Origin of the sequence: Actinomadura verrucosospora, from assembly GCF_039540335.1 — a bacterium.
Lineage (GTDB): Bacteria > Actinomycetota > Actinomycetes > Streptosporangiales > Streptosporangiaceae > Spirillospora > Spirillospora verrucosospora.
The window spans coordinates 1-15665 of record NZ_BAABEV010000009.1 but is presented as its reverse complement, the minus strand read 5'-3'; the positions used below and the strand labels follow the sequence as shown (position 1 = coordinate 15665).

The 15665-nt window shown below is 73.5% G+C and carries 9 protein-coding genes; 6 read left to right on the top strand and 3 right to left on the bottom strand.

Annotated elements, in window-relative coordinates:
* Nucleotides 1-127: 127 nt before the first annotated feature.
* Entirely contained in the window at nt 128-1795 is a 1668-nt protein-coding gene (locus ABD944_RS12780; protein ID WP_345175648.1) for a sensor histidine kinase, read from the bottom strand.
* 182 nt (nt 1796-1977) lie between these two features.
* A complete protein-coding gene (locus ABD944_RS12775; protein WP_345175646.1) occupies nt 1978-3201 on the bottom strand; it encodes a cytochrome P450 family protein in 1224 nt (407 codons plus the stop codon).
* 291 nt (nt 3202-3492) lie between these two features.
* On the opposite strand from ABD944_RS12775, the gene ABD944_RS12770 reads away from it, so the two are divergent.
* From ABD944_RS12770 to ABD944_RS12745, 6 genes are all read left to right on the top strand, one after another.
* The gene (locus ABD944_RS12770) at nt 3493-4281 is read left to right on the top strand and encodes a DeoR/GlpR family DNA-binding transcription regulator (RefSeq protein ID WP_345175645.1); all 789 of its coding nucleotides are present in this window, start codon (nt 3493-3495) and stop codon (nt 4279-4281) included.
* 200 nt (nt 4282-4481) lie between these two features.
* Nucleotides 4482-7178 carry an alpha-L-rhamnosidase gene (locus tag ABD944_RS12765; RefSeq protein ID WP_345175644.1) on the top strand — a complete coding sequence of 899 codons (2697 nt, stop codon included), beginning with the start codon at nt 4482-4484 and terminating at the stop codon, nt 7176-7178.
* A 79-nt stretch (nt 7179-7257) separates the two neighbouring features.
* Entirely contained in the window at nt 7258-8538 is a 1281-nt protein-coding gene (locus ABD944_RS12760) for an ABC transporter substrate-binding protein (RefSeq protein WP_345175643.1), read from the top strand.
* Between the two features lie 2 nt (nt 8539-8540).
* Complete coding sequence (locus ABD944_RS12755; RefSeq protein ID WP_345175642.1) at nt 8541-9515, top strand: carbohydrate ABC transporter permease; 975 nt, start codon at nt 8541-8543, stop codon at nt 9513-9515.
* Nucleotides 9512-10339, top strand: a complete 828-nt coding sequence (locus ABD944_RS12750) for a carbohydrate ABC transporter permease (protein WP_345175639.1) — start codon at nt 9512-9514, stop codon at nt 10337-10339. The genes ABD944_RS12755 and ABD944_RS12750 overlap by 4 nt, the downstream gene beginning before the upstream one ends.
* Nucleotides 10340-10442: 103 nt before the next feature.
* Nucleotides 10443-14114: a glycosyl hydrolase gene (locus ABD944_RS12745; RefSeq protein WP_345175637.1), complete on the top strand. Its 3672-nt coding sequence runs from the start codon at nt 10443-10445 to the stop codon at nt 14112-14114.
* 41 nt (nt 14115-14155) lie between these two features.
* On the opposite strand, the gene ABD944_RS12740 is transcribed toward ABD944_RS12745, so the two are convergent.
* On the bottom strand, nt 14156-15665 hold a 1510-nt coding region (locus tag ABD944_RS12740), incomplete at its 5' end, for an alpha/beta hydrolase (protein ID WP_345175635.1).

The window sequence follows — 15665 nt, the reverse complement described above, 5'->3', positions numbered from 1 at the left end:
TCACGGGGCTGCGTCCGCCGCAGACGCGGGCCCCTGCCTCCTATCTGTCGATCCTGCGGTCCGGACGAGGCCGCCGGGACCGGTCGGCCGGCGGCCGTCCGCGGGACGGCGCGCCGGGCCATGCGCCCTACTGATCGGGGACTCCGGTGGACGGGTCCTCCTGGTCGGCGCCGGTCTCGGCGCCGCCGGTCGTTCGGTGGCTCCCCGAGGTGGACGCGCGGAACGCGGCGAACCGCGCCCCGGGGTCGCGGGGGAGGGGAGGCGGGGCCGCCTGCGGCTCCACCATGTCGGTGAGGGTGGCGCCGCGGCGGCGCTTGGGCAGGTACGCCGCCGGGTCCGAGCCGTCCGCCGCGGGCGCCGCCGGCGCCGCCGCGGCGGCCAGGGCCGGGGCGGGTTCGCGGGCGGGCCGGGTGGCGCGCGCGCCGGTGCTCCTGGGCGCGCTGCGGATGGACTCCGCCAGGGTTCCCGCGCCGGCGGCGCCGACGGAGTGGGTGACGAGCTGGCGCGGGATCAGCACGACGACGCCGACGCCGCCGCGCGAGGACGGCCGGAAGTTGACGCGCAGGCCGTGCTTGCCCGCCAGCCGCCCGACCACCGCGAGGCCCAGCCGGGTGCCGGGCAGCGACGTCAGGTCGGCGGCGTCGGAGACCAGCCGCTCGGCGCGCTCCCGCTCGCGCTGGCGCATCCCGAGCCCGCTGTCCTCGATCGTGATGACGATCCCGGCGTCCTCCTCCTCCGCGTAGACGTGCACGGCCGAGCCGTGCGGGGAGAAGTTGGCCGCGTTGTCCATCAGCTCGGCCAGCGCGTGCATGACGCCCTCGGCGGCGAAGCCGGCGATGGCGGCGGTGCTGGTCGAGTGGTACTGGACGCGCTGGTAGGAGGCGATCCGCCCCATGGCGCCGCGGATGACGCTCTCCAGCACGATGGGCTTGGTCCAGCGACGCCCCGAGCGCCCGCCGCTGAGCAGCGCGATGCTGTCGGCGAGGCGCCCCATCTGGGAGACGTGGTGGTCGAGGTCGAGCAGGTCGCCGAAGACGTCGTCCTCGCTGTAGCGGTCCTCCAGCTCCCGGAGCTGGGCGAGCATGCGGGTCGTCTGCGCCTGGATCCGCGCCGCCGCGGCGGCGGAGGCCGCCATGGCCGCCGCCCGGGTGCGCTCCCCGGCGGCCACGTCGTCGGCGAGCGCGCGCAGGAGCCGGTCGAGCGCGGCGTGCGCGGGCGCCGGGAACTCGGCCAGCACGGACGCGGCCGAGGCGCGGTCGCCGCGGATCCGCTCGATGAGGACGGGCAGCGTCGAGTCGGCGAGCCGGTCGACCTCCTCCTCCAGGGCGGCCAGCTCGGCCTCGGCCCGGGACGCGTGCCGCTCGCTCGCGGCGACGCCCTCCGCGACCAGGCGCACCAGGCGGCCCAGCAGGTGGTTCGGGACGGCCTGCAGTTCGGTCAGGGTCTCGTCCGGCGAGGCTCCGGCGTGGAGCCGCTCGATCAGCGCCGGGAGGGGACCGTCGACCAGCTCGTGGAGCCGGCGCTCCAGGAGGTCGCTCTCGCCCTCGACCCGGGCCAGCCGGGCGCGGGCGGCTCGCGCGCACTCGGCGTAGTAGGCCGCGGTCCCGGCGAGGAGGCTCACCAGGAGCGTCCCCGCGCCGCCGCCCACGGCGACGACGGTCCGCGAGCCCTGGTCCACGGCCAGAAGTGCTCCGAGCCAGGCGCCGCCGCCGACGATCGCCACGATCAGCCAGACCCAGAAGGCGCGTTCCAGCGCGGCGCGCTCGGTGGGTGCTCGATCCGCTCCCGTTGCCATCCCTCTCGTCCCTGTGAGCGTCGGTGACTGGTGTGCAGGACTCCTCGACCCACTGCACGGTGGTCATATCGGTATAAGGCGTGACAAGGATGCACCAAAATGCCGGGGGCACACAGGTGATCACAGAAAATGGTCGTTCCGTCCCGGTCCGGCGGCCTCGGCCGCCGGACCGGGACGGGCCGTCAGGGCCGGACGGGGCCGAGGGCGACCGGCAGGCTGAGCGGGCCGACGGTGAAGAACGACGGCGAGTAGGGGACGTCGTCCGGGTCGACGGCGAGGGAGAGCTCCGGCAGCCGCCGGTACAGAGCGGCGAGCGCCAGCCGGCCCTCCAGGCGGGCCAGCGACGCGCCGATGCAGTACCGGGGGCCGTGGCCGAACACGAGGCGGGCGTTCTGCTCCCGGGTGATGTCGAAGCGGTCGGCGTCCTCGCCGTGTTCGGCCGGGTCGAGGCCGCTCGCCTGGTAGACGACGCCGACGGCCTGGCCCTTGGGGATCCGCACCCCGGCGATCGTCACGTCCTCCGCGGTGAAGCGGAAGCTGGTCATCATGACCGAGTGGCGGTAGCGCAGGGTCTCCTCGACCACGTCGTCCCAGCGGTCGCCGGCCTTGGCCAGTTCGAGCTGGTCGGGGTTCTGGGACAGCGCGATGATGGCGTGCCCGAGGAGGTGGACGGTGGTCTCGTGGCCGGCGATCAGCATCAGCCACAGCACGCCGACCAGCTCGTCGGTGGCGAGCTTGTCGCCCTCGTCGCTGGCCTGGACCAGGCCGGTGGTGAGGTCGTCGCCGGGAGTCCGGCGCTTGTTCTCCACCAGCTGGTGCAGATAGGCCTGAAGGGCGTTCTGCGTCGCGAACGCCTTTTCCGGCGGAGTGGTGTGCGCCAGAAGCGCGGCGGTCCACTCGCGCACGCGGGGCCGGTCCTCGGTGGGGACACCGAACAATTCGCAGATCACCCAGATGGGCAGTGCCTCGGTGAAGGCGGGAACGATGTCGACGACGTCCCCCGCGGTCACCACGTCGTCGAGCAGGCCCTCCACGATCTGCCGGACGCGCGGCTCCAGCGCCTTCACCCGCGCGGGCGTGAACGCCTTGCCGACCAGGCCGCGCAGCCGCCGGTGGTCGGCGCCGTCCTTGGTGGACAGGTGACCGCCCTCGACGATGGCGCGCAGCGGCCAGTCCTCGGGGATCGACCCGTCGTGCAGCGCGGGCCAGTGCTCCGGCTCCCGCAGGAAGGTCCGGTTGTCCCCGGCGAGGATCTCCCGGACGGCGTCGTGGGTCAGCGCCAGGTAGGCGGGCACGCCGCCGGGGAACTCCACCTCGACCACGGGAGCGATCTCCCGCAGCCGCAGGCACGTGTCGAGCGGGCTCTCGTCCGCGGCGGGAAAGGGAGGAAGGGGGCTCGTCGTCATTCTGTCCCATTCGGAGATGAGGTAAGTGACAGAGGGCCCATCCTTTCCCCCATGATCACCTCGCGGCAAGATATTCACGAATTAGGTGTTATTTCGATCCTGTGGTACTCGCGCCGCGGAGGGGGGCGGAGCGGCGCCGGGGGACGCGGAGGCCGCGCACGCGGCGGCGCTCCGACGGGCCGCGTCAACCCGGCTGACCCGTGTGTTAACAAACCATCCGAACGTGTTACCTTGTGTGGCGCCCGGCCTCCGCGACAGCCCGTCGCGCGCGCCGGCCACGGGAGGTTCCGGATGGTCGAGCAGGGCGGAGGCGCGCGGGGACCGGAGCGGCGCCGGCAGGACATCGCCGACATCGTCCTGTCCGCCGGCTCGGTCTCGGCCGCCGGGCTCGCCGAGCGCTTCGGCGTCAGCCTCATGACGATCCACCGCGACCTCGACGAGCTCGCACGCCAGGGCGTCGTCCGCAAGCACCGCGGCGGGGTGACCGCGCAGCCGTCCGGAGTGTTCGAGAGCAGCGTCGCCTACCGGATGAAGTCGATGCGGCCCGCGAAGGACGCCGTCGCCGCCCTGGCCGTCGAGATGATCGAGCCGGGCATGGCGGTCATGCTGGACGACTCCACCACGGCGCTGGCGCTGGCGCGCAGGCTGGCCGGCGTGGCCCCCCTGACGGTCGTCACCAACTTCCTGCAGGCCGTCAACCTGCTGTCCGCCGAGCGCGACATCCGGCTGATGGCGCTCGGCGGCGACTACGACCCGCTGCACGACTCGTTCCTCGGCGTCTCGTGCGTGGACGCGATCGAGGCGCTCAACGTGGACCTGTGCTTCGTGTCGACCTCCGCGGTGTCCGGCGGGTTCGCCTACCACCAGGAGCAGCGCATCGTCTCGGTGAAGCGCGCGATGCTCGGCGCGGCGGCCCGCAGCGTGCTGCTGATCGACCATTCCAAGCTCAGCCGGGTGGCGCTGCACCGGGTGGCGCCGCTGTCGGCGTTCGACCGCGTCATCGTCGACGACGGCGCCGGGGCCGACGCGCTGCGCGAGCTCGACGAGCACAAGGTGGCCTACGAGCTGGCGACCGCCTGACGGCGGTCCCGCCGGTCACGGGCGCCGGCGAGTCCCTCGGACGCGCCGGCGACGGCGTTCCCCCCACCGGTTTGGTACGGCCGAAATCGACCGGATCCTGCACCTTGACACCCTGTTCGGCGCCCTCCTACTCTCAAGCTCACATTTTTTAACGTTAACTTCACAGCCCACCTTGTTGGGATTGCGATCGGAGTGGGTGAGTGACGGGTTCCCTGGGCCGAGGTCTCGCGCCGTACGGCCTCCGCTGCGACCACCGGGCGGAGCCGCTCGGGGTCGACGAGCCCGCGCCGCTGCTGTCGTGGCGGCTGGCCTCCGGCCGGCGCGGCGACGCGCCCGCCGGTTTCCAGGTCCGGGTCCACGCCGACGACGGCGCCCGGGTCTGGGACACCGGCGCCGTGGCCGACCCGTCCGCCGTCTCCGTCCGCTACCGCGGCCCCGCCCTGCGGCCCCGCACCCGCTACCGCTGGACGGTCACGGTCACCGACGCGGCCGGCGCCTCCTCGCGGGAGGAGTCCTGGTTCGAGACCGGGATGCTGAGCCCGTCCGCGTGGTCGGCCGCCTGGATCACGCACGACCCGTCCGTCCAGGACGTCGTGGACGCGCCCGAGGAGGGCGAGCTCGCCCTCGCCGACCACGGCCTCCAGCCCGCCGTCCGGCTGCGGAAGGCGTTCGAGGCCGCCGCCGCGCCGGTCGCCGCGCGCCTCTACGTCACCGCCCGCGGCGTCTACGAGATGCGCCTCAACGGCGCGCGGGTCGGGGACGCCGAGCTCGCCCCCGGCTGGACGGACTACCGGGACCGCGTCGACTACCAGGTCCACGATGTCACCGACCTGGTCCGGACGGGCGCCAACATGCTGGCCGCCACGGTCGCGGACGGCTGGTGGAGCGGGTTCGTCGGCTTCGACGAGCGCCGCTCGGGCGCGCATTACGGAACGTTCCCCCAACTGCTGGCCGAGCTGCACCTCGTGCACGCCGACGGGACCACCGACGTGATCGCGACCGGCGGCGACTGGCAGAGCGCGCGGTCGCCCGTCCGGTACGCCGACCTGCTCATGGGGGAGTGCCACGACCTGCGCCGCGAGACCCCGGGCTGGGACCTGCCCGCCGGCGACCGCGACCGCGCGGGATGGCTTCCCGCCTGGGTCGCCGCCACCGACCGGAGCAGGCTCACCGCCACGGTCGCGCCGCCGGTCCGCGCCGTCCGCGAGCTGCCGGCGCGGTCGGTCGCCCGCATCGCCGGCGACCGGTTCCTGGTCGACTTCGGGCAGAACTTCGCCGGACGCGTCCGGCTCACCGCCCGCGGCCTGACCCCGGGCGACCGGGTGGTCGTCAGGCACGGCGAGGCCCTGGACGAGGCGGGCGCGCTCTACACCGCCAACCTGCGCACCGCCGACGCGACGGACGTGCTGATCGCGGGCGAGGACGCCGAGGCCGTCTTCGAGCCGCGCTTCACCTACCACGGCTTCCGGTACGCCGAGGTGACCGGCCTGGGCGCGCTCGACGCGGCCGACGTCACCGGCGTGGTGCTGCACAGCGACACGCCCTGGGCGGGGGAGTTCACCTGCTCCGACCCGGACGTCGACCGCCTCCACCAGGCGATCTCCTGGGGGCAGCGCTCCAACTTCGTCAGCGTCCCCACCGACTGCCCGCAGCGCGACGAGCGGCTCGGCTGGCTGGCCGACGCGCAGGTCTTCCTGCCGACCGCGTGCCTCAACGCCGACGTCGCCGCGTTCTTCGACGGCTGGCTGCGCGAGGTGCGCGGCGCCCAGTCGCCGGACGGCGCGTTCGGCAACGTGGCGCCGAGGATCGCGGGCGTGGCCGACGAGGGCGCGCCCGGCTGGGGCGACGCGGGCGTCCTCGTCCCCTGGCACCTCTACCGCGTGTACGGGGACGAGCGCTTCCTTGAGCGCAACCTCGACGCCATGTGCGCCTGGGTCGACCACGTCCACCGGCACAACCCCGACCTGGTGTGGACCCGCCGCACCGGCCCGCACTTCGCCGACTGGCTCGCGCCCGCCCCCACCCCGCGCGACGTCCTCGCCACCGCCTACTTCGCCCGCAGCGCCGCGCTGACGGCGCGCGCCGCCGAGATCCTCGGCGCGGACGAGGCCGCGGCCCGGTACGGCGCGCTCGCGGCCCACGTCCGCAAGACGTTCGCCGAGCGGTTCACGTCGCCGGACGGGCGGGTCGCCGGCGACACCCAGACCGCCTACCTGCTGGCCCTGGCGTTCGAGCTGCTCCCCGGCGAGCTCGTGCCGGGCGCGGTGCGCCGCCTCGCCGAACTCGTCGAGGAGGCCGGGCCCGGCCTCACCACCGGATTCCTCGGCGTGGGGCTGATCGCGCCGGTCCTCGACGCGCACGGCCGCGCCGACCTCGCGCACGCCCTGCTGCGCCGCACCGACCCGCCGTCCTGGCTGTTCCCGCTGCGGCACGGCGCGACCACCGTGTGGGAGCGCTGGGACGGCTACACCGCCGAGCGCGGGTTCCAGGCCGCGGCGATGAACTCCTTCAACCACTACGCGCTCGGCTCGGTCGGCGAGTGGCTCTACCGGGGCGTCGCCGGCCTCGACCAGGCGCCCGGCTCGGCCGGCTACCGCGACCTGCTGATCCGGCCGAGACCCGGCGGGCTCACCGCGGCGAGCGCCCGCTACGAGTCGGTGCGCGGCGCCGTCTCCACCGCCTGGACCCGCCGCGACGGCGTGTTCGAACTGCGGGTGGCGGTGCCGCCGGGCGCGACCGCCACCGTCCACATCCCCACCGACGACCCGGACGGTGTGCGCGAGAGCGGGATCCCGGTGGCGGACGCCCCCGGGGTCTCGGTCGCCGGAACGGCGCGGGGGGAGCTCCGCTGCCGGACCGGCTCGGGGGAGTACCGCTTCACGGCGGCCCTTCAATGACGTCCGTCCCCGCGCGGGACGGCCGCGGCCGGGACCGCCGCCACCCCGGCGGTCCGCGCCGCGAACGCTAGGAGGAAAGATGACATCGTCGTTCCAGAACGCGGCCCTCAGCCGCCGAGGATTCCTGCGGATGACCGGAGGAGTCGCGGCCGCGGCCGCGCTGCCGGCGGGACTGGCCGCCTGCGGGGGGTCGTCCGGCGGCTCGGGGACCCTGCGCCTGGTGGGCGTCGCCGACCAGCAGAAGGCGCTCGACCTGCTCACCAAGGCCTACACCGGCGCCAAGTTCAGCACCTCGTTCGCACCCACCGACCAGGTGCAGACGTCGGTGCGCACCCAGCTCGGCGCGGGCAACGCCCCCGACCTGCACGTCGTCTACCCGGGCAACGGCAGCGCCATGAGCATGGCGCAGATCGCCCAGGCCGGGCTGCTCGCCGACCTGAGCGGCCAGGCGTGGACGAAGAAGATCCCGGCGAGCCTGAAGCCGGCGTTCCAGAAGGACGGCAAGACCTTCATCTACTCCGCCGGGTCGAGCGTCATCGGCGCCATCTACAACACGAAGGTCTTCGAGAAGGCCGGAGTGGAACCGCCGAAGACCTGGAGCGAGTTCCTCGACGTCTGCGAGAAGCTCAAGAAGAAGGGCACGGTCCCGATCGCGCTCGGCGCGCAGACCCCCTGGGTCACGCAGCTGATCACCTACGCGCTGGTGCCGTCCACCGTGTACGCCAAGAACCCGCAGTTCGACAGCCAGATGCAGGCGGGGTCGGCGTCCTTCGCCCAGTCCGGCTGGGTGCAGGCCCTCGAGATGTACCTGGACCTGCAGAAGCGCGGGTACTTCAACGACAACCCCAACGGCACGACCTTCGAGCAGCAGACGTCCATGGTCGCCACCGGCAAGGCCGCCATGGCGATCCAGGTCTCGGCCGTCCTGCCCGACTTCCGCAAGGCCGCCGCGAACGCCGCCGACCTGTCGATGTTCCCGGTGCCGGGCGCGGACGACGCGGCCCAGGTGCGGATCCCCGCCGGGGTCGTCGTGGGGCTCGGCGTCAGCGCCCGCAGCAAGAACAAGGAGGCCGCCGAGAAGTTCGTCGAGTTCCTCGGCGAGCAGCAGAACATCAACCGCTGGGCCGAGGCCGTCGCCTGCGTCCCGCTCGTCCGCGACTCCTCCTCCAAGATCGACCCGGTCCTGGAGCCGTTCCTGCCGTACCTGGACGGCGACAAGGCCGACCCGTTCATGGACCAGGCGTGGCCGAACGCCGAGGTGCAGCCCGCCCACTTCGCGCTGGTGCAGGAGCTGCTCGCGGGCAAGACGACGGTGGCCGCGGGCCTGGCCAAGCTGGACGAGACCTACCGGAAGAAGTAGCCGTGCCCCCGACCGCACGTCCGGCACCGGCCGCCTCGGCGGCCGGTGCCGCGGGACCTCCCGAGAGCGCGGCGCGCCTCCCGGCGCCGCCCCGCCGCCGCCGGCGCGGCGGCTTCCTGACCCCGCCGTGGTGGTTCGCCGCGCCCGCCCTGCTGGTGTACGCGCTGATCGTCCTGTATCCGAGCGCCAGCGGGATCGTCTACGCCTTCACCGACTGGAACGGCATCGGCGACCGGTCGTTCGTCGGCGTCGACAACTTCGGCCGCCTGCTGCGGGACGACGCCGCGCGCGGGTCGCTGGTCAACACGCTGCTGCTGACGGTCGCGATCGTGGTCGTCCAGAACGGCATCGGGCTGCTGCTCGCGCTGGGCGTGCACACGCGCATCCGGTCGCGCGCGGTGCTGCGGGTCGTCTTCTTCGCGCCCGCGGTCGTCAGTCCCGTGATGGTGGCGTTCCTGTGGAAGTACGTCTACAACCCGGCGCCGGACGCGGGGCTCAACGGGATCCTCGGCGCGGTAGGGCTCGGCTCCCTGCGTCAGGACTGGCTCGGCGACCCCTCGCTCGCGCTGTGGTCGGTGGCCGGCATGGTGATCTGGCAGTTCTCCGGATACTCGATGGTCATCTTCCTGGCCGGGCTGGAGGGCGTGCCCGCGGAGCTGCACGAGGCCGCGATGATCGACGGCGCCGGGCGGTTCCAGCGGTTCCGCAGCGTCACCTGGCCGCTGCTCGCGCCCGCCGTCACGATCAACGTCATGCTGTCGACCATCGGCGGGCTCAAGCTGTTCGACCAGGTCTACGCGGCCACGAGCGGCGGGCCCGGCCACGCCAGCGAGACGCTGTCGACCGTCCTGTACAAGCAGGCGTTCGTGTTCGGCAACTACGGTTACAGCACGGCGATCGCGCTGGTCCTGGCGCTGTTCGTCGCCGCGGTCTCGCTGATCCAGATCCGGTACCTGCGCGGTCGGGAGGTGGCATGAGCCTGCGTTACGGACTGCGCACGTTCGCCCTGGAAGTCGTGATGATCGCGGTCGCGCTGGCGTTCCTGTTCCCGGTGTACGCGCTCATCACGCTGTCGCTGAAGGACAAGCAGCAGATCGCCTCGGCGCCGCTGGCGCCGCCGTCGTCGCCGACGTTCGGCAACTACTCCGACGCCTGGTCGCGGGCGTCGCTCGGCTCGGCGCTGGTGAACAGCACGGTGATCACGGTGGTGAGCCTGGTGGCGCTCATCGCGATCGGGGCGTTCGCGGCCTACTTCCTGGCCCGCTGCGCCACGCGGCTCGGCTACACGCTGTACGTGCTGTTCCTGCTCGGCATCGTGCTGCCGTTCCAGCTCGGCATGATCCCGCTGTTCAAGCTCGCCGACTCGGCGGGCCTGCTCGGCACCTACCAAGGGATGATCATCTTCTACACCGGCATCCAGCTGCCGTTCACGATCTTCCTGTACACGGGGTTCATCCGGGCGCTGCCGGGGGACTACGCCAACGCGGCGCTGATCGACGGCGCGGGCCACCTGCAGGCCTTCACCCGGGTCGTGTTCCCGCTGCTGCGGCCGATCACCGGCACGGTGCTGATCCTCAACGCCGTGTTCATCTGGAACGACTTCTTCACACCGCTGCTGTACCTGGGCGGATCGGCGCGCGAGACGGTGCCGGTGCGGGTCTTCGCCTTCGTCGGCCAGTACGTCTCGGACTACGGCCTGGTCTTCGCCGGCCTGGTCCTCGCCGCCCTCCCGATCATCGTGATCTTCCTGGTGCTGCAGAGGTATGTGATCAAGGGGTTTGCGAGCGGGCTCAAGGGATGAGCGGAGCGAACCGGGGGGTGTGGGGGGTCGCCCCCCACAGGGAGCAGGGATGAGCGGAGCGGATCGGGGGGTGTGGGGGGTCGCCCCTCACAGGGAGCAGGGCATGAGAATTTCGGGGCGGTTGGGGGAGGTGCTGGACGTGCCGCCGCGGGCGTTCTCGCCCGCGCCCATCTGGTGGTGGAGCGGGGAGCGGCTCGACCGGAGGCGGCTGCGCGACCAGCTCGAACGGTTCGCCGAGGGCGGCGTCCACAACCTGGTCGTGCTGAACCTGGCGCCGTCCGGTCCGATGTTCGGCTCGGACGCCGACAATCCGCCGTTCTTCTCCACCGAGTGGTGGGACCTGCTGGACGCGGTCTGCGAGGACGCCGCCGAGCTGGGCGTGTCCCTGTGGTTCTACGACCAGCTCGGGTTCTCCGGCGCCGACCTGCAGGCCCGCCTGGTGCGCGACGTCCCGGAGTACGCGGGGCGCTGGCTCCGGCCGGACGGGTCGGCGGACGTGCGCGGCTTCGACTACCTGTCGGCGGAGGCGTGCGCGGCGCTCCTCGACCGCGTGCACGGCGAGTTCGCGCGGCGGCTGGGGCACCGGCTCGGCAAGGTGATCGTGGGGTCGTTCCAGGACGAGCTGCCGTCGTTGCCGACCTGGTCGGAGGGGTTCGCCGGCGAGTTCGCGCGGCGCCGCGGCTACGACCTGGGACCGCACCTCGCGGCGCTGTGGGGGAGCGGCGGCGAGGACGCCTTCCGGATCCGCCGCGACTACCATCTCACCCGCGCCGAGCTGGCCGAGGACGCGTTCTTCCGGCCGCTGGCCGAATGGCACGAGCGGTACGGGCTGCTGCACGGCTGCGACCAGCAGGACCCGGCGCGGGCCGGGCTTCCCGTGGACGGGGTCAGGCTGTACGCCGACTACGCGCGCACGCACCGCTGGTTCGGCGCTCCCGGGTCCGACCACCACGGCGACGCCCGCGTCCACTCGTCGCTCGCGCACCTGTACGGCCGGGACCGGACCTGGATCGAGGCGTTCCATTCCAGCGGCTGGGGCGGGACGCTGGAGGAGACCTTCGACTGGCTGCTGCCGTGGCTGCGCTCTGGGGCGACCCTCTACAACCCGCATGCCGTCTACTACACGACCAAGGCGGGCTGGTGGGAGTGGGCGCCGCCGTCCACCGACTGGCGTCAGCCCTACTGGCGGCACCACCGTGTCTTCGCGGACGCCGTCGCCAGGCTCTGCGCCGCCCTCTCTCTGGGGCGGCACGTGTGCGACGTGGCCGTGCTGTTCCCGACCGCGACCGCGCAGGCCGGGACGCGGCTCGACGGCGTGGACCCGGACGCCGTGCTGGCGCAGGAGACCTACCGGGAACTGGTCGGCGACATGGCCTGGTTCCGGATGGTGCCCGGCGTGCTCGACCAGCTGGGGATCGACGCCGACGTGGTGGACGACGACTCCGTGCAGCGTGCCAGGGTCGCCGAAGGACGGCTGGACGTCGCGGACGAGTCGTACGGCGTCGTCCTCCTCCCGTCCTGCGCGGTACTGGAAGGGGAGACGGCCCGCAGGCTCACCGCGTTCGCCGAGGACGGCGGCCGTGTCGTCGCGGTCGGCGCGCCGCCTCGTCGCGGGGTCGGCGACCCGGGCGCGGACGAGGCGGTGGCCGGGCTCCGCGCCGTGCTGGAGGTCGTGCCGGACACCGGAGCTCTCGGCGCCGCGCTCGCCGGCGTCCGCCGGGTGGACGCGCCGGTGCCCGCCCTCGTCCGGGAGGTCGACGGCACCACGCTGGTGTTCCTGACGGCCGCGCCGTCGATGGCCAGCCGCGTGTCGGTGGGGCGGCCCGACGAGCGCGGGGCCGACCTCGGCTGGCTCGACGTGACCTACGACTTCGATCCCGGCCGGTACCTGCGGGACATGCGGGTGCGGGTCCGGGGCGTGCGCGGCCCGGCGTTCCTCGCGAGCCCGTTCGGGGGTCCGCCGCGCCGGCTGGAGACGCGCGCGGTGGACGGGACGTCCGTCGAGATCGTCGTCCCGTTCGACGACGGGCCCGCCGCGCTGCTCCTCTTCCCCGGCGGCGAGGACGTCGCGGCGCCGGATCCGGCCCCCGCGAGGCAGCAGACCCTCCTCGACCTCGGCACGTCCTGGACGATGGACCTGGTTCCGACGCTCGACAACGCCTGGGGCGATTTCGCCAGACCCGCCGGTCAGGACGTTCTCCTGGAACGCTGGACCATGAGTCACCGACCGGAGGCGGAGCCGGCGTGGTCCGAGGCGCACGCGACGTTCGGCCCGCACGGTTTCTGGTCCAGGGAGAGCGAGGGGCGATGGCGGCCCTCGGTGTACTCCGACTCCCGCGGCATCCGCAAGGACACCTTGCACCGCGCCTTCCTCGGCCCCAAGGGACACGTCCCTGAGGAGTTCCTCGACTTCGGGGAGGTGCGGTCCGGGGACGCGGTCGTGTTCCGGACCCGCCTGACCGTGCCCGGTGACGGCGGCTTCGTGGCCGTCGGCGCCGCGGCCGCCAAGACGCTGCGAGTGGACGGCGCCGCCGTCCCCCTGGACGACCGGGGCCATCTGGCGATCGCCGAGGTGCCGGTCCCCGCCGGTGAGCATGACGTCGAGGTCCGGCTGGTCCCCGACGAGGACGTCCGGCTGCGGGCCCACCTCGCCGTCGTCACCGACCGCGAGCGCTACCGGCGGCCGGAGTGGATCACGGCGGCGGGCCCCGCGCGGCCGGGAGCCGAGATCGCGCTCCGCGTCCCGCTCCCGGAGTCGGCCGACGGCGCGACGATCCAGGTGGCCTCGGCCGCGCCCTGCCGCGTCCTCGTCGACGGCGAGGAGGTCGGCCGCCAGGGGGGATTCGACCCGTACGCCGAGCAGGAGGTCCCGCGCGTCGGCCGCTACCGCGTGGCGGGCGGCGACCTGGCCCTGGTCCTCACCGAAGGCGGCCCGCCTCCCGAGGTCCTCGTGGACGGACCCGTCGTGTCCGGCGCCAGCTGGACCGCGACGCGCGACGGCGCCCCGGTGCCCGTCGCGGCGCGACGCGCGCAGTACGGCGACCCGGCGTCCCTGCACCTGCGGCGGCGGCCCCATCCGCTGCCCGGCGCGGCATGGCTTGAGGACGACCGGGAGACGGGCGTCGTCCTCCCGGCGACGCTCGCGATGCCGGACGCGGCACCGCGGGTGGAGAGGCTGCGTTTCGCCGTCCCGCCCGGGGCGACGGGTATGGCCGTCGACGTCCGCGGTGAACTGCTGGAAGCGACTCTGGACGGGGAGCCTTTGTCCCCGGCCCCCGAGATGGCGCTGCCGGGCCCGGAGGCTCCATCCGGCCGGACGGCGGAGCTGCGGATCCGCACCCTCCCCGGTCACCGGGCGGGCGCGGCGCTCGCGGGGCCGGTGCGCTTCACCGTGGGTCGCGGAACCATCGGGCTGGGCGACTGGGAGGACGCGGGACTCGCCGGCTACAGCGGCGCCGTCCGCTACCGGCGCTCGTTCCGCCTCACCATGCCCGCGGGCGCGGTCACGCTCGACCTCGGACGGGTGCGCGGCACCGCCGAAGTCACCGTCAACGGCGACCCGGCCGGGGTGCGCATCTGCGCCCCGTACCGCTTCGACATCGGAGCGGCCCTGCGCGAAGGCGACAACGAGATCGAGATCCTCGTCTGCGGAACCCTCGCGCCCTACCTCGACGAGGTCAGCCCCACGCATTTCGTCTTTCAGGGCCAGCGAGTCTCGGGCCTCTTCGGCCCCGTCCGACTGCTCGTGGAGGCCCCGGCCGCCGGCGGGCGCTGACCGAACGGGACGGTAGCGCCGCGCGGCGGCCGGGGCCCGCGTCACCTCACGAACTGGCGCGGAACGGCGGTCGCCTGCGTGCCCGAGGCCACGGCCGGGGCGGGCGTGACCCAGACCGGCGCCGGGTCAGGGTTCTTGGCGCAGGTGCGGTCTACCAGGCCGCGGTCCGGCGGCACCTTTCCGCCGCGGAGATAGTCGACCAGGAGGTCGTCGAGGCATGTGTTGCCCGCGAACGTGATGGCGTGGCTGCCGCCGCCCCTCTCCACGACGAGGCGTGCGCTCGGCAGGGCCCGCGCCATGTCGAGGCCGCCTTCGTACGGTGTCGCCGGGTCGTCCGTCGCCTGGAACAGCAGCAGGGGCGGCAGTCCCTTCCCGGTGATCCTGGGCCGGTGCCCCGCCTTGACGGGCCAGGTCAGGCAGCCCGCGTTGAACCACATGTTGTTGTAGGTGTAGAAGGGCGCCTTCTCGTTGACCTTCGCCTGGTCCTTGCGCCAGTACCGGAAGTCGCGCGGCCACTTGCTGTCGCTGCACATCACGGCGTTGTAGAGGTCGAAGGAGTCGTCCGCCGGGTCCGGCGCCGCGTAGCGCTCGTACGCGGTGACGAGGGGCGCGGTGTCGCCCGAGTTGGTGTACGCCGCCAGCACCGTCGCGAGCCGGGGCCACCGGAGGACGTCGTAGCCGCCCGCGACCTGCGTGTCGTCGAACTCGTCGGGCCCGATCCGGCCGACGGGGTGCTCGCGCAGGCGGGTGCGCATGGCGTACCACTTGGCCTCGACCCCGGCGGGGTCGGTGCCGAGGTGGTAGACGCCGTCGGCCTTGGCGACCCACGCGGTGAACGCCTTGAACCGCTTCTCGTGCTGCAGGTCCTGGAGGACGTTGTGGTCGTACCAGGAGACGGACGGCCCGACGATGCTGTCCAGGACGAAGCGGCGGACGTGCCCCGGGTAGAACTGGGCGTACGTCGAGCCGAGCGTGGTGCCGTACGACCATCCGAAGAAGTTGATCTTCTCGGCGCCGAGCGCCCGGCGGATCGACTCCATGTCCCGGACGTGGTCGACCGTCGACAGGTGCGGCAGAAGCCGGGAGTGCTTCTCGGTGCAGTTCGCGACGTAGCCCGCCGCCTTCGCCAGCCACGCCTCCGTGGTGCCCTGGTCGACCTGGAAGTCGGGCCGCGGGCCGTCGAAGTAGTGCGGGTCGCAGGACATGCGCGGCTCGCTGTGCTGGGAACCGCGCAGGTCGAAGCCGATCCAGTCGTAGGAGGCGGCGACGTCGGGCGGCAGCCTGGAGGGGATCCAGCTCGCCATCCACAGCCCGCTGATTCCGGGCCCGCCCGGGTTGAGCAGCATCGGCCCCTGCCGCTCGCCCGGGGGCGCGGTGGCCGGGAGCCGGTTCAGCGCGATCCTGACCGTGCGCCCGTCCGGGCGGGCGTGGTCGAGGGGCACCTCCAGCATCGCGCACTGCAGGGCCGGGGTCGCGGCGTCGCCGCAGGGCTTCCAGTCCAGGCGCTGCGGGACCGGGTCGCGGACGTGTGGATCAGGGCGCGGGCCTACC

Bases quoted from the DNA above. Each gene is read 5' to 3' on its own strand.
- ABD944_RS12770 (WP_345175645.1), top strand. From the start codon at position 3,493: ATGGTCGAGCAGGGCGGAGGCGCGCGGGGACCGGAGCGGCGCCGGCAG.
- ABD944_RS12775 (WP_345175646.1), bottom strand. From the start codon at position 3,201: ATGACGACGAGCCCCCTTCCTCCCTTTCCCGCCGCGGACGAGAGCCCG.
- ABD944_RS12760 (WP_345175643.1), top strand. From the start codon at position 7,258: ATGACATCGTCGTTCCAGAACGCGGCCCTCAGCCGCCGAGGATTCCTG.
- ABD944_RS12780 (WP_345175648.1), bottom strand. From the start codon at position 1,795: ATGGCAACGGGAGCGGATCGAGCACCCACCGAGCGCGCCGCGCTGGAA.
- ABD944_RS12745 (WP_345175637.1), top strand. From the start codon at position 10,443: ATGAGAATTTCGGGGCGGTTGGGGGAGGTGCTGGACGTGCCGCCGCGG.
- ABD944_RS12750 (WP_345175639.1), top strand. From the start codon at position 9,512: ATGAGCCTGCGTTACGGACTGCGCACGTTCGCCCTGGAAGTCGTGATG.